Genomic DNA, 17588 nt, shown 5'->3' on the forward strand with positions numbered 1-17588 from the left:
GGGGGCTTCCTTACTTCTCGGCCAGCGTCGCGAGGACCGCGGCGGTGATCAGGGCGAACGAGATCGCGCCGGCGTCGGGGGTGCCGACCGCGTCCTCGCCGTGGGTGCGGGCGCGGCCCATCTTCGGCAGCAGGTCAGCGGTCGCGTCGGCGGCCGCCGTCGCCGCGGCGGACGCGGCCGACCAGGCACGGACCAGGTCGTCGCCGGCCTCGACGCGGTCGGTGAGGACCTGGTCGAACGGGACGATCGCGTCGACCATGGTCTTGTCGCCGGGGACGGCTCCGAACGCGAGGACCGCCTCGGTGGCGGCGTGCACCGCGCTCTGGACCGTGGCGGCGGTCGGACGTGACGCGTCCCCGAGGACGCGACCCAGTGCCTCCAGGGCGGCTCCCCAGATCGCGCCGGACGTGCCACCGGCCTTGTCGGACCAGGCGTCTCCGGCGATCGCCAGGACGCTGCCGGCGCCGGCGCCGCGCGTCACCGCGTCCGAAGCGGCGCGGTCCGCGGCGGTGGAGCCGCGCTGCATCCCGATGCCGTGGTCGCCGTCGCCGGCGACGGCGTCGATCCGACCGAGCTCGTCGGCGTGGTCGTCGATGGTGGTGCGGAGGGCCGTGATCGCCTCGGCGACTCGGGCGGCGGACGCCTGCGACGCCTCGGTGCCGGGCGTGACCGGTGCCTGCTCGTCCGCGGCGAGGGCCTCGGGTGCGACCGGCTGTTGCGGGACGGCACCGCCCTTGCGGTACGCGGGGCTGTCGGCGGGCGCGCCCCAGAGCTGCTCGAGTTCGTCGTCGAGCCAGAAGAGCGTCAGCGAGACGCCGGCCATGTCGAAGCTCGTGACGAGTTCGCCGACCTCGGGCTCGACGACGACGGCGCCGGCCGCCGTCAGCTTGGGTTGCACGGCGCCGAAGACGACGAAGAGCTCCTCGTACTTGACGCTGCCCAGGCCGTTGAGGATCGGGACGACGCGTGCCCCGTCGACGACGACACCGGATGGCAGCTCGGTGAGCAGCTTGTCGACGAGCAGGTCGGCCAGTCCGGACGCGGTGGGGACGTCGGCTTCGGCGATGCCGCGTTCGCCGTGGATGCCCATGCCGATGGCCATCCGACCCTCGGGGACGGTGAAAAGTGGTTCGTCCGCGCCGGGGAGCGAGCAGCCGGAGAAGGCGACGCCGAAGCTCCGGGTGCGGTCGTTGGCGCGGGTCGCGATCGCGGTGACCGTGTCGAGGTCGTCCCCGCGTTCCGCTGCAGCACCGGCGACCTTGAAGACGCACAGGTCACCGGCGATGCCGCGGCGCTTGTGGGCTTCGGCGCTCGGGGCGGAGGCGACGTCGTCGGTCACCCGCACGGTGCGGACGTCGATCCCGCTGTCGGCCAGTGCCCGCGCCGCGGCGTCGAAGTTGAGCACGTCGCCGGCGTAGTTGCCGTAGCTCAGCAGCACCCCGCCGCCGTGCTCGGACGCCTTCGCGACCGCCGTGACCTGCTGGGCGCTCGGGCTGGCGAAGAGGTTCCCCATCGCCGCACCGGCTGCCAGTCCGTGCCCGACGAGTCCGCCGAAGGCCGGGTAGTGGCCGGAGCCACCGCCGACGACGAGCGCGACGGTCCCCTCGGGGCTGGTGGTCGAGCGGGCGACGCCGCCGTGGACCTTGCGGACCCGGGCCTGGTTCGCGGCCACGAAGCCGTCGACCATCTCGTCGGCGAAGTCGGCGGGGTCGTTGAACAGGCGGGTCATGCGTGGCTCTCCTGGGTCGTGGTCGTGTTGTTCGTGGCCTGCGCCGCAGCGTCGGCGTCCCGTCGTTCGTTCCGCTTGGTGTTCCGACCGAGCACGAACATCAGCACGCTCGACAGCACCATGAAGAAGCCGACGATGAACATCGGGACCTGGTAGCCGCCGGTCCACCCGCTGACGACGCCCGTGATGTACGGGGCGGCGAAGCCACCGAGGTTGCCGATCGTGTTGATGAGCGCCACACCCGCGGCAGCGGCGGCACCGGTCAGGAACTGCGTCGGCACGGTCCAGAAGTTCGGCAGCGCGGCGAAGATCGCACAGGCGGTGACCGCGATGACGGCGATCGTGGCGGCCGGGCTGTTCATGTAGAGCGCGACCGGGATGCTCAGGCCACCGACGAGCGCGGGGACGGCGATGTGCCAGACCCGGACGCCACGGCGGAAGGCATCACGCGACCAGAAGTACAGGACGACCGCGGCGGGGACGTACGGGATCGCCGTGATCATGCCCTTCTGGAACAGGTCGAACGTGGTGCCGAACTGCTCCTGGAAGCCGTCGATGATCGTCGGCAGGAAGAAGCTCAGCGCGTACAGGCCGTAGATGAAGCCGAAGTAGACCGCGGCGAGCATCCAGACGCGGCCGGAACCGAAGGCCGCACGGAGACCGCCCTTGGCGTGCCCGTCTCCCCCGCCCTTGGCCTTGTTCTCTGCGGCGAGGGCACCCTCGAGCCACAGCTTCTCGTCCTCGTCGAGCCACTTCGCCTGCGACGGCTTGTCCTTGAGCACGAAGAGGCACAGGACGCCGACGATGATCGCCGGGATCGAGACGCACAGGAACATGAAGCGCCAGCCGGCCAGGCCGCCGAGCATGCCCTCGTGGGTCATCAGCCAGCCGGCGAGCGGGGAGCCGATGACGCTCGTCAGGGGCTGAGCCAGGTAGAACAGCGCGAGCATCTTGCCGCGGTGCCGGGCGGGCACCCACGTCGACAGGAACAGGATCGCGCCGGGGAAGAAGCCGGCCTCGGCGATGCCGAGCAGGAAGCGCAGCCCGACGAGCTGCGGGTAGTTCTGCACCCACGTGAAGAGCAGCGAGACGATGCCCCACGTGATCATGATGCGCGCGAGCCAGATGCGCGCGCCGAACTTGAGCAGCGCCAGGTTGGAGGGCACCTCGAGCACGAGGTAGCCGATGAAGAACACGCCGGAGGCGAACCCGAACTGGGCGGCGGTCAGACCGAGGTCCGCCTCCATGCCGTTCGGGGCCGCGAAGGAGATCGCGGTGCGGTCGAGGAAGTTGATGAAGAACATCAGTGCCACGAACGGCACGATGCGGATCGCGATCTTGCGGATGGCCGTCTTCTCGACGACCGAGGTGGGGATGCCTCGCGTGGCGGGGATGTCCACGATGACTCCTGCTCGGTGGGGGTGGTACGACTCCGACCCGTGCTGCTGCGCCCGGACGGAGCGGGCGCATCGGTGCGCCTGGTCCAGTGTGCGGATTCGAATCCGACTTGTCAACCGGTTGACCAAACCATCCCGAGTGCCTCGAAGCCCAACCGGTTGACCGAACGGTACGCTCACTGCATGCCCGCGTTCAGCCCGGACGATCCCCTCAACATCCGACTCGAACTCGAGTCCGTGCCCGCGGGGTCGCCCGCCTCCGAGGTCGCCCGACAGCTCGTGTCCCTGCTCACCGCGGGTGAGCTGGCCCCCGGTTCGCGACTGCCGTCCGAGCGGATCCTGGCCGAACGGCTCGGTGTCGGCCGCTCCGCCGTGCGCGAGGCCCTGGCGGCCCTCGAGATCCTGGGCATCGTGCAGATCCGGCCCGGCTCGGGCACGTACCTGCAGGGCGGCACCTCGGACCTGCTGCCGACGACGCTGTCGTGGGGCCTCATGCTCGCCTCGAACCGCACCCGCGAGCTGCTCGAGGTCCGGTCGTCGCTCGAGCGCACGGTCGCGATCCTCGCCGCGCAGCGCGCCACGCCCGAGCAGGTCGCGGAGCTCGGCGAGTACCTCGTCCGGCAGGAGGCCACCCTCGACGACCCCGAGGCCTTCATCGACGCCGACGTCCGCTTCCACGTCCTGCTCGCCCGGGCCGCGGGGAACGACGTGCTCGGCGACCTGCTGCAGAGCCTGCGCTCGATGCTCAGCGTGTGGGTCGGTCGCCGCGTGCAGACCCGCCAGGCCACCGAGGCCGCCTACGACGAACACCGCGCGATCTACGAGGCGCTCCGGGCCGGCGACGTGCCCGCCGTGCAGCGGGCGATGGACGAGCACATGGCCACGGCGAGCGCCCGCATCGAGAACGCGGAGCCCATCCCTCCCGCCGAGTAGCGGGGAGCGCGGCGCGTGCGCTTCGTGAGCAGAAATGGTCGGGTCCGTGGCGGCGACCCGACATCTTCTGCTCACGATCGGACGGCCGGGAGGCGCGGTGCGGGTCCGCCTCGCACCGTGCGACGTTGCCGGGGCGGCAACAGGGCTTGGGTCGGGCCCGGCGGGTGCGCTGGAGTGGGCGGATGCATGCACACGAGACCACCATCGATGGCGTCGGCTCGGCCCGCGACTGGTGGGAGCAGCGGTACGCCGAGCGGGACGGGATCTGGTCGGGTCGGGTGAACGCGGTGCTGGCCGACGTCGGCGGGGCGCTGCCGACGGCGCCGGTCGGCGGTGCGCGCCGCGCGCTCGACCTCGGCTGCGGTGAGGGCGGCGACGTCGTCTGGCTCGCCGAGCAGGGTTGGGACGCACTCGGGGTCGACCTGTCGGTGACGGCGATCGAGCGCGGTTCGCGGGCGTCCGTGTCGGCCGGGTTCGAGGAACGGACCGCGTTCGTCGCCGCCGACCTCGCGACGTGGGAGACGGCTGCGCGCTTCGACCTGGTGACGGCGTCGTTCCTGCAGTCGTGGCCGGTCGAGATCCCGCGCGCGGAGATCCTGCGCCGGGCGACTGGGTTCGTCGCGGTCGGCGGGCACCTGCTCGTCACCGCGCACGCCGCCCCACCGCACGACGACCTGCCGGCCGAGATGCGGGAGTACCGGTTCCCGACGCCCGACGAAGACCTGACGGCCCTGCAGCTCGACGGCTCGTGGGACGTCGTCGCCGCCGAACTCCGGCCGCGCACCGCGACGACTCCCGACGGCGACCCGCACGAGGTCCTCGACAGCGTGGTGCTGGTCCGCCGCGCGCGCTGACGACGGCTGCAGCGCCGGACGATCAGCGCGGGAGCGGGACCGCGGCGTCGAACGCCTGCACGACGCGGGCCACCACCTGGGCGGGCGGGGTGTCCCAGATCGCCTGGTTGAAGAGCTCGACCTCGACGTCACCGGCGTAGCCGGCAGCGACCACCGCGTCCGTCACCGGCCCGAAGTCGACGTGGCCGTCCCCCGGGTAGCTCCGCGACAGCAGCGGGTCCGCCGCGATCGGGGTGGTCCAGTCGCACACCTGGTACGACGCGATCCGCCCCGCAGCCCCGGCGCGGGCGATCGACCCCGCGAGTGCCGGGTCCCACCACACGTGGAACGTGTCGACCACGACCCCCACGGCAGCGGCCGGGAACGGCGCCGCCAGGTCGATCGCCTGCGCGAGCGTCGACACCACGGCACGGTCCGCGGCGTACATCGGGTGCAGCGGCTCGACGGCGAGCTGGACACCGGCGTCGAGGGCGTGCGGCACCAGGTCGGCGAGCGCGTCGGCCACCCGGCGCCGGGCGTCGACCAGGTCGCGCGACCCCTCGGGCAGTCCCCCGGCGACGAGCACGAGCACGGGCGCCGAACCGCGGGCTCCGGCCGCGGCGAGGGCGGCGGCCTCGTCGATCGCGCGGCGGTTGTCGTCGAGCGCCCGCTGCCGCGCGGCGCCTGGCGGGAGGGTGAAGAAGCCTCCGCGGCAGTGCGACGACACCCGGAGCCCGGAGTCCGCGACCATCCGGACGGCCTCAGCGAGACCGACCTCGGCCACGGGCTCCCGCCAGGTGCCGATGGCTCCGACGCCAGCCCCGGCCACGGTGTCGAGCGCCTGCCGGAGCGGCGCGTACTTGATCGTCGCCTGGTTGACCGACAGCCGCGGATGCGGCGCAGCGCCGGCGGACCGGACCGGCGTGACGGCGTCCGCCGCGGTCGTCACGCGACCACCTCGGCGACGGTGCGGTCGACGGTGGGTGATCCGGGCCTCCCGGTCGGCCGTGTCTCCACGCCGGCCACCGCGAGCAGCGCGTGCCAGCGCGTGGCGGCGAGGTCCGGGTGTTCGAGGGCGCCGCAGGCGTTCGCGAGCCGGATGGTCTCGGACAGGTGTGGCAGGGAGCGGCCGGCGTGCTGGCCGCCGACCATCTGGAAGGCGGGCTGGTGGCCGTTCAGCCAGGCGAGGAACGCGATGCCGGTCTTGTAGTGCCAGGTCGGGGCGCTGAAGACGTGGCGGGAGAGCGCCTCGGTGGGGGCGAGGAGGGTGCGGTAGGCGGTCTCGTCGGGCAGGGCCTGGACGGCGGCGGAGGCGATGGGGGCGATGGCGGCGAAGGCGCCGAGGAGGGCGTCGGAGTGGGCTCGGCCCCGTGCTCCGGCCCGGTCTCCGGCCCGGTCTCCGGCCCGGTCTCCGGCCCGGTCTCCGGCGATCAGGTCCACGTAGTGGAAGTCGTCGCCGGTGAACATCCGGGCGGTCGCGGGCAGCTGGGAGCGGAGGGCGACCTCGGCACGGGCGTTCAGCAGGCTCATCTTGATGCCGGAGACCTTCGGCCCGGCGTCGCGCATGATGTCGAGCGCGGTGTCGGGCCCCTGCTGCCCGCCGAAGTAGCCGGCGAGGGCTGGGTCGAAGGCCTCCCCCAGCCAGTGCAGGATGACGGGGGCGCTCGCTCGCTCGATGACCCGGCCGTAGACGCGGCGGTAGGTGCTGCCGGCGGCGTTGCTGCTGGGGCTGTCGCTGTCTGCGCGCTGCGCGAGTCGGGCCAGGTGGCGGCTGGCCATCAGGACGACGCCGGCGCCGGCGTCCTCGGCGTGGTGGAGCTGGGCGACGTAGGCGTCGACGACCTGCTGCTCGGTGGGCAGGTCGTCCCCGTCGTCCGGCAGGTCGTCGGTGTTCACGCCGACGACGATGCGGCCGCCGACGGAGTGCGCCTCGCGGGCGCTGCGGGTGATGAGCTCGCGCGTCGCGGCCGGGTCGAGGCCCATGTTCCGCTGCGCGGTGTCCATCGCGTCGGCAACGCCCAGCCCCCACGACCACAGGTTGTGGCGGAACGCGAGGGTGGCGTCCCAGTCGAGGTCGGCCGGGGCGCCGGGGGTGTTGTCGGCGGCGGCGCGCGGGACGACGTGGGCGGCCGCGTAGACGAGGCGCTGAGTCAGGGGCGCGGTCGGCTTGGCGGCGGCCGTGACTGCCGGCGGCTTCAGGGTCGTCCGGCTGGTCGTGCCGTCGGCGGCGAGGAGGGTGAGGTCGGTCATGCGCGTGCGCCGACCGTTTCGGTGCGCTGGGCGACCTCCGGCGTCTCGACCTGGAGGCGCGGCTCGGCTCCCGTGGGCAGGTGCAGCTCCGGCAGGTCCACGCGTCGACCCTCGGCGCTGGACCGCAGGCCGGCCTCCGCCAGCGCCACGCCGCGGGCACCGGAGAGCAGGTCGTAGGGGTGCGGGCGGCCGGCGACCAGGTCCTGCAGGAAGTCCTCCCACTGGGCGCGGAACCCGTTGCCGAACACCTCGTTGTCGGGGACCTCGAGCCACTGCGCCTTGTAGTCGCCGTCGTCCTTCAGGTCCGGGTTCCACACCGGCTTCGGCGTCGCCGTCCGGGGCTGGATGCGGCAGCCGAACAGCCCCGCGACGGCGCTGCCGTGGGTGCCGTCGACCTGGAACTCGACGAGCTCGTCGCGGTCGACCCGGACCGCCCAGCTCGAGTTGATCTGCGCCGTGATGCCGCCGGCCAGGTCGAAGACCCCGTAGGCGGCGTCGTCCGCGGTCGCCGGGTACTCGTGACCCTGCTCGTCGGTGCGCTGCTCGATGTGGGTGACGGCGCGGGCGTACACGGACTCGACGCGGCCGAACAGCTGCTCGAGCACGTAGTTCCAGTGCGGGAACATGTCGACGACGATCCCGCCGCCGTCCTGCTGCCGGTAGTTCCAGCTCGGGCGCTGTGCGGTCTGCCAGTCCCCCTCGAACACCCAGTAGCCGAACTCGCCGCGGACGCTGAGGACCTTCCCGAAGAACCCGGAGTCGATGAGGCGGCGGAGCTTCCGGAGGCCGGGCAGGTAGAGCTTGTCGTGCACGACGCCGTTCGGCACCCCGGCCTCGGCGGCCAGTCGGGCGAGTTCGAGCGCTTCCGAGGAGGTCTCGGCGGTCGGCTTCTCGGTGTAGACCGCCTTGCCGGCGGCGATCGCCCTGCGCAGGGCATCGGCACGGGCGCTCGTGACGGCGAAGTCGGCGAAGACGTCCCAGCGCGGGTCGGCGAGGGCGGCGTCGAGGTCGGTCGTCCAGTGCTCGAGGCCGTGGCGGGTGGCGATCTCCTCGAGCTTCGCGGCGTTGCGGCCGACCAGGATCGGTTCGAGCTGCACGCGGGAGCCGTCCGGCAGCCGGAGTCCGCCGTCCTCGCGGATGGCCAGGATCGACCGGACGAGGTGCTGGCGGTAGCCCATGCGTCCGGTGACGCCGTTCATGATGATGCCGATGGTGCGCGTGGTGGTCAACGCGTGCTCCCTTGCTCGCTGTGGCCTGCTCTCCGCGTGGTGGAAAGCGCTTGCCCGGAACGGTACACCACGCCCGGCGCGCTGCAGTAGTACTCGAACACGAACGCACACGCGCGGCCCGGGCCCGACTGCGCGCTCCGGCTGCGGCTGCGGCGGCCCGCGCCCGAGGTTCCGAGATCTCGGAACCTCGGCGCGCCAGGCGGCACTCCGTGGAACCTCGGCGCCGAACCCGCGGCGCGTTGTGGAACCTCGACGCCCGAGCGTCGGCGTGTCGCGCGCCCTCGAGCCCGACCGGCCGCCGGCGCCGCACTCAGTGAGCAGAAAAGGTCGAGTGGCGGGGCCGGACCCGACCTTTTCTGCTCACGAAGCGCCCGCGAAGCGCAACCCGCGCCGCGCCCGCGCCCCGCCCCCGCCGCGCTACCGCGCCGTACTCGCGCGCAGCACGACCTCGCCGTCGATGGCACCGTCGGCCTCGAGCCCCAGCGCCCGCCGCACCGCCCGCTCCCCGATCTCCTCGAGCGGGAGCCGCACCGTGCTGAGCGCCGGCACGACGTCGGCGAGCATCTGCACGTCGTCGAACCCCGCGACGCCGACGTCCACCCCGGGGACGAGCCCGCGCTCCCGGATCGCCGCGACCGCCCCCACCGCCATCAGGTCGGTGACCGCGAACACGCACCGCGGCAACGTCCACGCGCCTCCCGCCGCCCGGTCGAGCAGGGTCACCATCGCCTGGTACCCGCCGTCGCGCGTGAACGCCGACGGCACCACCGAGTCGTCCGGCACCCGGATGCCGTGGGCGGCGAGTCCTGCGACGAAGCCCTCGACCCGCGCGTGCGCCGTGGCCAGGTCCGGATCGCCGGACAGGACGGCGAACGAGTCGTGCCCCTGCTCGACGAGCGCTCCCGCCAGGGCCGCGGCACCGCTGAGGTTCCGGATGACGACCCCGTGCACGCCGGGCACTCCGGCCGCGGCACCGTCGAGGTCGGACACGAGCGCGGACACCCCGGCACCGGCGGCGACGAGCGCGCCGACGGCAGCTGCGGAGTCCGACGCTCCCGACGTCTGCCGGGCACCGAGTCGACGACTCACGGCGAGCACCACGGCCCGCGGTCGGAGTCCGGCGACCACCCCGAGCACCGCGGCCTCGCGCGAGGGGTCCCCGCCGGTCGAGGTGATCGTCACCACGAGCCCGGCGTCGTCGGCAGCCCGGATCGCCCCGGCGGCGATCGCGGCGAAGTAGGGGTCGGCGATGTCGCCGACGACGAGCGCCAGGGTCGTGGTGGTCCCGCGAGCGACCGCCTGCGCCTGCACGTTGGCGGTGTACCGGAGCTCGTGGGCGGCGGCCTGCACACGGTCCACCGACTCCGGTCGGACCTTCCGCGTGCTGCCGTTCAGCGCCCGCGAGGCGGTCGCGAGCGACACGCCTGCGAGCTCGGCCACGTCGGCCAGGGTGACGGTGCCTCGCTCGGGCATGTCGTGCCTCCAGTCCGGTCCGCGCCGTGCGCGGTCTGTGGTGAGGATAGCGATTTCCCGGGAGGCCCGACCAGCGTCCGCGCCGCCGGCGCGGCCTTCCGAGACGGCTGGTCACATTGTCAGAACATCGCGCAGGAAAGCGCTTGCCATGAGCGCTCACGTCGTGTAGACCTGGGGTCCTCGGCCGAGACACCCCGAACGCTCGCCCACGGCAGACGCCAGTGGTCCCGAACGAAAGCAGTGACGATGAAGTCATCCAAGAGAATGCTCGCGCTCGCCGGCGGCATCGCCGCACTGGCCCTGTTGAGCGGCTGTGCCTCCGGCAGCTCCGGCGACGGCGGCAAGGTCGATCAGCTGACCTTCTGGCTCTCCACCTCCACCGCGCAGGAGAAGGGCTACCAGGACCTCGCCACCGCGTACGAGGAGAAGACCGGCGTCACGGTCAAGATCGTGAACCTGCCGTACGACGGGCTGCAGACCAAGCTCCGCGAGTCCGCCCAGGCGAACTCGCTGCCCGACGTCGTGCGCGCCGCCGGCATCGACCCGATCTGGACCGGCAAGACCGTCGACCTGGCCTCGATCGTCGACGACGACGCGAACAAGATCGACCAGGACATCATCGCGAAGGACGACGACGGCAAGGTCACCTCGATCCCGTCCGACGTCACCGCTGCCGGCCTGTTCGTGAACAAGTCGCTGTTCGAGAAGGCCGGCGTCGACTACCCGACCGACCCCGCGAAGGCGTGGACCTGGGACGAGTTCCTCACGGCCGCCGACGAGGTGAAGGCGAAGACCGGCGCGAAGTACGACATGGTGTTCGACTCGTCGCCGTCGCGTCTGCGTGCCTACATGTTCACCAAGGGCACCGACTTCATGCAGCAGGAGAAGGACGGCTCCTTCCCGACCGACGCGAAGACCGTCGACGCACTGCAGGACTTCGCCGACATGAACGACGACTCGCTCATGCCGAAGTCGGTGTGGACGAGCGGTCAGGACCCGAACGCCCTGTTCAAGAGCGGTCAGGTCGTCGCGTACTTCTCGGGCGTGTGGCAGTCGTCGGACTTCGCGTCGAACATCACCGACTTCGACTGGGCGAGTGCCGCCACCCCGGCCGACCCGACCCACGCCACCGAGATCAACTACGGCGGCAACATCGTCGGCTTCGAGAACTCGGACGCCCGCGGTGCCGCCGCGAAGAAGTTCATCGACTACATGTACGACCCGACGAACTACGCCGAGCTCGTGACGACGAACGGCTTCCTGCCGGTCGAGACCGGGCTGGACATCCAGTACCCGTTCGAGTCCCAGGCGGCCAAGGACTCCTTCGCGCTGTACCAGAAGGAGATCGACGCAGCCGACCCGATCTCGAGCTCCTACGCCAAGGAGAGCGCGAAGTGGGCGGTCGAGGGCAAGGAACTCGGCACCGACCCCACCACGGCCGAGGTCGGCAAGCTCATCAACGGGCAGCAGTCGGCCAAGAAGACCCTCGAGACGATCACGAAGTACTACGAGGAGCACGTCGGCTGACGGAACGGGGTCGGGCGCACGCGTCCGGCCCCGTTGTCTCTCCTTCCACAGCAGCACCACGTCGAACGAAGAGGATCATCGTGAGCATCCCCACCGCAGCCGGTGACGTGCAGACCGCCGTCCCCACCCCGGTGCCGCCCCGCCGGCCCGGAGCCGCGAAGACGACGAAGCGCCGCCGCTCCGGCGTCAGCAAGCCCGTCCTCGCCCCGATCCTGTTCGTGAGCGTCAACGCCGTCCTGTTCGTCGTGTTCTTCGTGTGGCCCGCCGTCATCGGCCTCGGCTACTCGTTCACCGACTACAACGGCGTCGTCGACCCGAAGTTCATCGGCTTGGCGAACTACTTCGAGCTCTTCGCCGACGACACCTTCTACGCAGCCCTCGGGCGCACCTTCCTCTACGCGATCGTCGCCGTCCCGCTCGGCTTCGTGCTCGCACTGTCGATGGCGCTGATGCTGACGAGTCCGGCGGCGAAGGGCCGGAGCGTCGCACGCATCGTGTTCTTCGTGCCGTGGCTCATCTCCCCGATCGTCACCGGTGTGATCTGGCGGTGGATGTTCGGCGAGAACTTCGGCCTGGCGAACTTCGTCATCGAGTCCCTCGGTGGCAAGGCCGTGCCGTGGCAGTCGAACGCCGACCTCTCGCTGCTCGTGGTGGTCTTCGCCACCGCGTGGGCCGGAGCCGCCTTCAACATGCTGCTGTTCGTCGCCGCGATCCGGAACGTGCCGCAGTCGTACTACGAGGCGGCGTCCCTCGACGGGGCCGGCGCCTGGCACCAGTTCCGGTACATCACGCTGCCGAGCATCGCGCCGACGTCGTTCATCGTGATCCTGCTGTCGTCGCTCGGGGCGTTCAAGGAGTTCGCCACCATCCAGGCGCTCAACGGCGGCGGACCCGGCACCGACAACAACCTGCTCGTGCAGTACATCTACACGAACGGGTTCCAGAACGCCCACATCGGCTACGCGAGCGCGGCGTCGATGGTCCTCATGCTCATCCTCATGGCCATCGCGCTCATCCAGCTGGCCGTGAACCGTCGGACGGAGGCCCGTCGATGACCGCCACCCTGCCCAGCGCCCCCGGCGCACCCGCAACCGACAACACGGCCAAGAGCAAGAGCAAGAGCAAGGGCACGACCAAGGCCAAGCGCCTCGACGGCCCGCCCCGTCCCAAGGCCATCGCCGCCACCGCCCTGCTCTGGGTCTTCATCATCGCCTTCGGCTTCCCGGTCCTCTGGTTCGTGCTGAGCGCCTTCAAGCCCGGCGGCGAGCTGTTCTCGTACCCGCTGACCCTGCTGCCGAAGAACTGGTCGGTCAGCGGCTTCACCGAGGCGTGGGCGAGCTACGACTTCGCCCGCTACTTCGGCAACACCGTCATCGTCGCGCTGGTCACGACCGTGCTCACCGTGCTGGCGAGCGCCGCCACCGGGTACGCCCTGGCGAAGTACGACAACAAGTGGCTCAAGGTCTTCTTCGTCTGCATCCTGGCGACGACGATGCTGCCGACCGAGGTCATCCTCGCGCCGACGTTCATCGTGATCCGCGACCTCGGCATGTACGACTCGTTGGCCGGCATCATCGTGCCGTCGGTCATCACCGCGACCGGTATCTTCATGTTCCGGCAGTTCTTCATCACGGTGCCCGACGACCTGGTCGAGGCCGCGCGCATCGACGGTGCGAGCGAGTTCGGGATCTTCTGGCGGATCATGCTGCCGATCTCCCGTCCGATCATGCTGACGCTCGCGATCTTCTCGTTCCAGTGGCGGTGGAACGACTACATCTGGCCGCTGCTGGTGCTCAACGACCCGCACCAGTTCACGATCCAGATCGCACTGCAGAGCATCGTCGGTGCCGAGAACGTCAACTGGACCGTCCTGCTCGGTGCCTCGGTGATCTCGATCATCCCGCTCGTGCTCATCTACCTGGTGTTCCAGAAGTACGTGAACGGCGCGGACCTCAACGCGGGACTCAAGGACTGATGGGGTTCCTCGACGCGGTCGGCCCGGCCGCGGACGCCGCCGTCGCGCGCCTCCGGCTCGCCGACGACGATCCGGCTGCGCTCCAGCACCGCGAACTGATGGCGCGTGCCCTCACCCTGGTCGGGGCGTGGGTCCGGAAGGAGCGGACGGGAGGCCCCGATCGCCTTCCCGACGACGACCTCGCCACCGCGCACGGCTGGGTCCGACACCTCGCGGCCCGGCAGTCCCCCGGCGGCACGTTCGTCGGCGGCGACAACGTGCTGTCGCCGCCGGACTCGGCGTTCACCGTGAACGACGTCTGCGACGCCCTCGAGCTGCTCGCGCCGTACCGGGCGTCGGTCCCGGCGGCCGCGGTGCTCGCCGACGACCTCGACCGGATCGTGCACCGTGCGACGCCGGCGCTGCTCACCGGTGGCGTGCACACGCCGAACCACCGGTGGGAGGTCTCGGCCGCGCTCGCCCGGATCCACCGATTGCACCCGGCACCGGCGCTGGTCGCGCGGATCGAGGAGTGGCTCGCCGAGGGCGCGGACATCGACGCCGACGGGCTGTGGTCCGAGCGCAGCCCGAACTACGCGGCGGCCGTCTCGTGCCCGTCGTTCCTCGTCCTCGCCTCGGTGCTCGACCGGCCGGAGCTGTTCGACCCCGTCCGCCGGTCGCTCGACGCCACCCTCGCGCTGCTGCTGCCCGACGACACCGTCGAGACCGTCCAGTCCCGCCGCCAGGACCAGTCGCAGGCGTTCGGCATCGGCGCGTTCGCTCCCCTGCTCTGGCACGTGGCCGTGCTCGACGACCGCGCCGACCTCGCCGCCATCGCTGCCCGGGCCGCCGTCGCCGAGACGTGGCAGCCCGGTGCGGTCGCCGCCCGCGCGATGACGGATCCGCTGCTCGCCCGTCCGTTGCCCGTCGGTGCGCCGCTCGAACCGGCCGTGCACTCCTTCGCCGACGCCCGGCTCGTTCATGTCCGCGAACCCGACCGTAGCGTCGTCCTGTTCGCCGGCTCGGACGTGCCGTCGCAGGGCCACGTCCGATCTGGCCTGGCGAACAGCCCCACGTTCCTGCGCGTGTTCGCCGGTGCCGGCTCGGTCGTGCTGTCCGACGTCCGGCTGTCGCGGGAGTTCTTCGGGCTCGGACCGTTCCGTCCGACCTCACTGGAGTCCCTCGGCGACGGGCGGTACCGGCTCGCCGAGACCGTGTCCGCCGGGTACCACCAGCCCTTGCCCACCGCGGCTCGACGGACCGACGGCGCGTACGCGCTCGGTGACGAGGGCCGGTTCTCAGCGTCGATGTCCTTCGGTGCGCGCGCGGCGGACACCGTCTCCCTCACCACGACGGTCGACGTCACCATCACGCCGGACGCGGTCTCGCTCGACGTGGCGACCGAGGGCGCCGACGTGCCGTGGTCGCTCCAGCTGACGTTCCGCGGCGGGGGTACGTTCACGGGTGTGAGCACCGACGCCGCGACCGGGGAGACCGTCCTCGCCGACGGGACCGGCACCTACCGTGTCGGCGACGACGCCGTGTCCTTCGGGGCCGGCAACGGCAGCGGCCCGACCCAGCCAGCGTTCTACGCGCCCGGACAGGACTACGCGTTCCTCGGCGGCACCGACCGACCGGACGGCGAGCACGTCCACGTCACCGGGCGCTCCCCCGGCACGACGCGCATCGTGATCGGCACCGCTCGATGACCCTCCCCGGCGTGGTGCTCGTCGGTGCGCGTGGTTACGGCCTGCACCACCGGGCGAACATCGACCGGCTCGTCGCCGCGGGGGTCTGCACGCTGACCGCCGTCGTCGACCCCACGCTGGGCACCAGCACCGACGACGGGGCGGTCGTCGTGGCCGACGTCGTGGCAGCGCGCGACCACGGCCCGGTCGACGTCGTCGTCATCGCTGCCCCGATCGCCGCGCACCTGCCGCTGGCGCTCGCTGCCCTCGAGGCCGGTGCCGACGTCCTGCTCGAGAAGCCCCCGGTGACCACCCGCGACGCGCTCGACACCCTGGTCGACGCCGAGCAGCGCACCGGCCGCGTCGTGCAGGTCGGGTTCCAGAGCCTCGGGTCCGAGGCGCTGCCGGCGTTCCGTGACGGGTCGCTCGTCGGTCCGGTCCGCTCCGCCGCGGCCGTCGGCACGTGGACGCGGAACCAGGCGTACTGGGACCGCTCCGCCTGGGCCGGACGGCGTCGGGTCCAGGGCGTCGACGTCCTCGACGGCGTCGTGACGAACCCGCTCGCCCACGCGGTCGCGACGGCCCTGGCGCTCGTCGGCTGCCGTCGGGCGTCCGACGTCAGGCGCGTCGAGGTCGAGCTGTTCCGGGCGAACGACATCGAGGGCGACGACACCTCGGCCGTCCGGGTCACGACCAGCGCCGGGCTCGAAGCCACCGCCGCCCTGACCCTCTGCGCTCCGTCCGAGGTCCTGCCGACCGTTCGAGTCCGCGGCACCGCCGGGAGCGCCGTGCTGCACTACACGGCCGACGAGGTCACCGTCGGCGACACCACCCAGACGCTCGGCCGGACGGACCTGCTCGAGAACCTGCTCGCCCACCGGTCCCGCGGCGACGATCTGCTCGTCCCCCTGGTCTCCACGGGTGCGTTCGTCGAGGTGCTCGAGGCCGTCCGTGCCGCCGAGCCCGTCCGCATCGACCACCCCTGGGTGACGTGGGAGGGCGAGGGGCCTGCCCGTCGTCCGCTCGTCGCCGACGTCGAGGCGATCGTCGACCGCGCCGCCGACGCACGAGCGTTGTTCTCCGAGGTCGGCGCGCCCTGGGCCCACACCGCCCGCGACGAGGTGCTGCAGGTCCTGCGCGTCAGCGGGGCCGCGGTGGCCACGGAACTCGACGGCTCCGGGACCATCGCGACGTCGTCCCCGCGCCCGTACCTGCACCCCGTGCGGACCCTCGGCGGCACCGTCCTGAGCGCCCACCACCCGGCCGACCACGACTGGCACTGCGGTGTCGGGGTCGCGATCCCCGACGTCGACGGCGTGAACTGCTGGGGCGGCCGCACCTACGTGCACGGTCCGGGCTACGTGTGGCGCGACGACCACGGCCGCGTCGACGTCGTGCGTGCCGAGCAGCACCCAGCCCCGCACGGCGGCGGCACGGTCCAGGAACTCGTCTGGCGCGGCCCCGACCACACGGTCGTCCTGCACGAGGACCGCACCCTCGCCTGGCGCGCCGTCGACTCCGGGTGGGAGCTGACCTGGTCGTCCTCGTTCCGAACCCCCGGCGACGCCGTCGTGCACCTCGGCGGTCCGGGCAGCAACGGCCGGGTCGGCGCCGGGTACGGCGGGTTCTTCTGGCGCTTCGCCGACTGCACCGACGTGGCCGTCCGGACCGCTGACGCGCAGGGCGAGGCGGCGGTGCACGGCTCGGTCTCGCCCTGGGTGGAGTGGTCGGCGGTGTTCGAGGGAGCGCCTGCGACGATCCGGCTCGAAGCGCTCGACCACCGCGATCCCTGGTTCGTCCGGGTCGCCGAGTACCCGGCGATCGGTTCGGCCCTCGCCTGGCGTGCGCCGGCGCTCGTGCACCCCGGTGTCCCGCTCGTCCGGTCCTACCGCGCCACGATCACCGACGGCGCGACGTTCGCCGACGGTGCGACGCCGGGCGGCAATACGCTGGACCGATGAGCACCGCAGACTGGGAAGCCCGCGTCGCCGCACTCTGGGCCGATGACACGATCGACGACCAGCAGCGCATCGACCGCATGCGCGAACTCGCCGACGCTGCGCCGCACCCGGCCCTCGGCGCGTTCGAACTCGGCGGCGCGAACGACTCCGGCGGCCACGAGGCCGAGGCCGACGTCCACTACGCAGCCGCCACCGCCGCGGGACTCGCCGACGTCGATCCCGCCCGTGCAGCGCAGATGGTCGTGCAGCACGCCTCGACCCTGCGGAACCTCGACCGTGTCGACGAGGCCATCGCGATGCTCCGCGACGCCCCGGAACACCCGTCCACCGGTGCCGCGCCGAAGGTGTTCCTCGCGCTCGCCCTGCACAGCGCGGGCCGTCACGATGAGGCGCTCCGTGTCGCGATCGAGGCCGTCGAACCGACACTCCCCCGCTACCACCGCTCGGTCCGCGCCTACGCAGCGGCCCTCACTGAGTGAACTGCACGAGCCGGGCGACGGTGAGTGCCCGGCTCGCGGGGACGAGGACGTCCCTCCCGTCCGGTCGCGACACCCGAATCGCGGCGGGACGAGCTGCGGGGCAGGACAGGAAGGAAGCGTCGACGCTCGACAGAG

The 17588-nt window shown here is 72.1% G+C and carries 14 protein-coding genes; 8 read left to right on the forward strand and 6 right to left on the reverse strand.

Annotated elements, in window-relative coordinates; translation table 11 throughout:
• Positions 1 to 10: 10 nt before the first annotated feature.
• Together EDF31_RS19010 and EDF31_RS19015 are read right to left on the reverse strand one after the other, a co-directional pair.
• Positions 11 to 1729, reverse strand: a complete 1719-nt coding sequence (locus EDF31_RS19010; RefSeq protein WP_131847546.1) for a dihydroxyacetone kinase family protein — start codon at positions 1727 to 1729, stop codon at positions 11 to 13.
• The gene (locus EDF31_RS19015; protein ID WP_131847548.1) at positions 1726 to 3129 is read right to left on the reverse strand and encodes an MFS transporter; all 1404 of its coding nucleotides are present in this window, start codon (positions 3127 to 3129) and stop codon (positions 1726 to 1728) included. Before EDF31_RS19015 ends, EDF31_RS19010 begins: the two co-directional genes overlap by 4 nt.
• Positions 3130 to 3309: 180 nt before the next feature.
• On the opposite strand from EDF31_RS19015, the gene EDF31_RS19020 reads away from it, so the two are divergent.
• Together EDF31_RS19020 and EDF31_RS19025 are read left to right on the forward strand one after the other, a co-directional pair.
• Positions 3310 to 4059, forward strand: a complete 750-nt coding sequence (locus tag EDF31_RS19020; RefSeq protein WP_111086527.1) for a FadR/GntR family transcriptional regulator — start codon at positions 3310 to 3312, stop codon at positions 4057 to 4059.
• Between the two features lie 182 nt (positions 4060 to 4241).
• The gene (locus EDF31_RS19025; RefSeq protein ID WP_131847550.1) at positions 4242 to 4913 is read left to right on the forward strand and encodes a class I SAM-dependent methyltransferase; all 672 of its coding nucleotides are present in this window, start codon (positions 4242 to 4244) and stop codon (positions 4911 to 4913) included.
• Positions 4914 to 4935: 22 nt separating this feature from the next.
• Here the strand turns inward: EDF31_RS19025 and EDF31_RS19030 are convergent, their stop codons facing one another.
• From EDF31_RS19030 to EDF31_RS19045, 4 genes are all read right to left on the reverse strand, one after another.
• A complete protein-coding gene (locus EDF31_RS19030; RefSeq protein WP_131847552.1) occupies positions 4936 to 5841 on the reverse strand; it encodes a sugar phosphate isomerase/epimerase family protein in 906 nt (301 codons plus the stop codon).
• Positions 5838 to 7142 carry a DUF993 family protein gene (locus EDF31_RS19035; protein ID WP_131847554.1) on the reverse strand — a complete coding sequence of 435 codons (1305 nt, stop codon included), beginning with the start codon at positions 7140 to 7142 and terminating at the stop codon, positions 5838 to 5840. Before EDF31_RS19035 ends, EDF31_RS19030 begins: the two co-directional genes overlap by 4 nt.
• Positions 7139 to 8341 carry a Gfo/Idh/MocA family oxidoreductase gene (locus tag EDF31_RS19040; protein ID WP_243650168.1) on the reverse strand — a complete coding sequence of 401 codons (1203 nt, stop codon included), beginning with the start codon at positions 8339 to 8341 and terminating at the stop codon, positions 7139 to 7141. Before EDF31_RS19040 ends, EDF31_RS19035 begins: the two co-directional genes overlap by 4 nt.
• Positions 8342 to 8788: 447 nt before the next feature.
• A complete protein-coding gene (locus tag EDF31_RS19045) occupies positions 8789 to 9844 on the reverse strand; it encodes a LacI family DNA-binding transcriptional regulator (protein WP_131847558.1) in 1056 nt (351 codons plus the stop codon).
• A 246-nt stretch (positions 9845 to 10090) separates the two neighbouring features.
• Between EDF31_RS19045 and EDF31_RS19050 the strand changes: the two genes are divergently transcribed.
• From EDF31_RS19050 to EDF31_RS19075, 6 genes are all read left to right on the forward strand, one after another.
• Positions 10091 to 11371: an extracellular solute-binding protein gene (locus tag EDF31_RS19050; RefSeq protein ID WP_165901506.1), complete on the forward strand. Its 1281-nt coding sequence runs from the start codon at positions 10091 to 10093 to the stop codon at positions 11369 to 11371.
• A gap of 80 nt (positions 11372 to 11451) precedes the next feature.
• Complete coding sequence (locus tag EDF31_RS19055) at positions 11452 to 12426, forward strand: sugar ABC transporter permease (protein WP_207895555.1); 975 nt, start codon at positions 11452 to 11454, stop codon at positions 12424 to 12426.
• Positions 12423 to 13346: a carbohydrate ABC transporter permease gene (locus EDF31_RS19060; protein ID WP_243650157.1), complete on the forward strand. Its 924-nt coding sequence runs from the start codon at positions 12423 to 12425 to the stop codon at positions 13344 to 13346. Before EDF31_RS19055 ends, EDF31_RS19060 begins: the two co-directional genes overlap by 4 nt.
• The gene (locus EDF31_RS19065) at positions 13346 to 15034 is read left to right on the forward strand and encodes a hypothetical protein (RefSeq protein WP_131847560.1); all 1689 of its coding nucleotides are present in this window, start codon (positions 13346 to 13348) and stop codon (positions 15032 to 15034) included. Before EDF31_RS19060 ends, EDF31_RS19065 begins: the two co-directional genes overlap by 1 nt.
• Positions 15031 to 16974 carry a DUF6807 family protein gene (locus EDF31_RS19070; RefSeq protein ID WP_131847562.1) on the forward strand — a complete coding sequence of 648 codons (1944 nt, stop codon included), beginning with the start codon at positions 15031 to 15033 and terminating at the stop codon, positions 16972 to 16974. The genes EDF31_RS19065 and EDF31_RS19070 overlap by 4 nt, the downstream gene beginning before the upstream one ends.
• The gene (locus tag EDF31_RS19075; RefSeq protein ID WP_123338400.1) at positions 16971 to 17453 is read left to right on the forward strand and encodes a tetratricopeptide repeat protein; all 483 of its coding nucleotides are present in this window, start codon (positions 16971 to 16973) and stop codon (positions 17451 to 17453) included. The genes EDF31_RS19070 and EDF31_RS19075 overlap by 4 nt, the downstream gene beginning before the upstream one ends.
• The last annotated feature ends 135 nt before the right edge of the window (positions 17454 to 17588 follow it).

The organism is Curtobacterium sp. PhB142 (assembly GCF_004341255.1).
Lineage (GTDB): Bacteria > Actinomycetota > Actinomycetes > Actinomycetales > Microbacteriaceae > Curtobacterium.

Coding starts and splice junctions, on each gene's coding strand:
- EDF31_RS19020 (WP_111086527.1), top strand. CDS start 3,310: ATGCCCGCGTTCAGCCCGGACGATCCCCTCAACATCCGACTCGAACTC.
- EDF31_RS19040 (WP_243650168.1), bottom strand. CDS start 8,341: ATGAACGGCGTCACCGGACGCATGGGCTACCGCCAGCACCTCGTCCGG.
- EDF31_RS19075 (WP_123338400.1), top strand. CDS start 16,971: ATGAGCACCGCAGACTGGGAAGCCCGCGTCGCCGCACTCTGGGCCGAT.
- EDF31_RS19045 (WP_131847558.1), bottom strand. CDS start 9,844: ATGCCCGAGCGAGGCACCGTCACCCTGGCCGACGTGGCCGAGCTCGCA.
- EDF31_RS19065 (WP_131847560.1), top strand. CDS start 13,346: ATGGGGTTCCTCGACGCGGTCGGCCCGGCCGCGGACGCCGCCGTCGCG.
- EDF31_RS19060 (WP_243650157.1), top strand. CDS start 12,423: ATGACCGCCACCCTGCCCAGCGCCCCCGGCGCACCCGCAACCGACAAC.
- EDF31_RS19010 (WP_131847546.1), bottom strand. CDS start 1,729: ATGACCCGCCTGTTCAACGACCCCGCCGACTTCGCCGACGAGATGGTC.
- EDF31_RS19025 (WP_131847550.1), top strand. CDS start 4,242: ATGCATGCACACGAGACCACCATCGATGGCGTCGGCTCGGCCCGCGAC.
- EDF31_RS19070 (WP_131847562.1), top strand. CDS start 15,031: ATGACCCTCCCCGGCGTGGTGCTCGTCGGTGCGCGTGGTTACGGCCTG.
- EDF31_RS19035 (WP_131847554.1), bottom strand. CDS start 7,142: ATGACCGACCTCACCCTCCTCGCCGCCGACGGCACGACCAGCCGGACG.
- EDF31_RS19050 (WP_165901506.1), top strand. CDS start 10,091: ATGAAGTCATCCAAGAGAATGCTCGCGCTCGCCGGCGGCATCGCCGCA.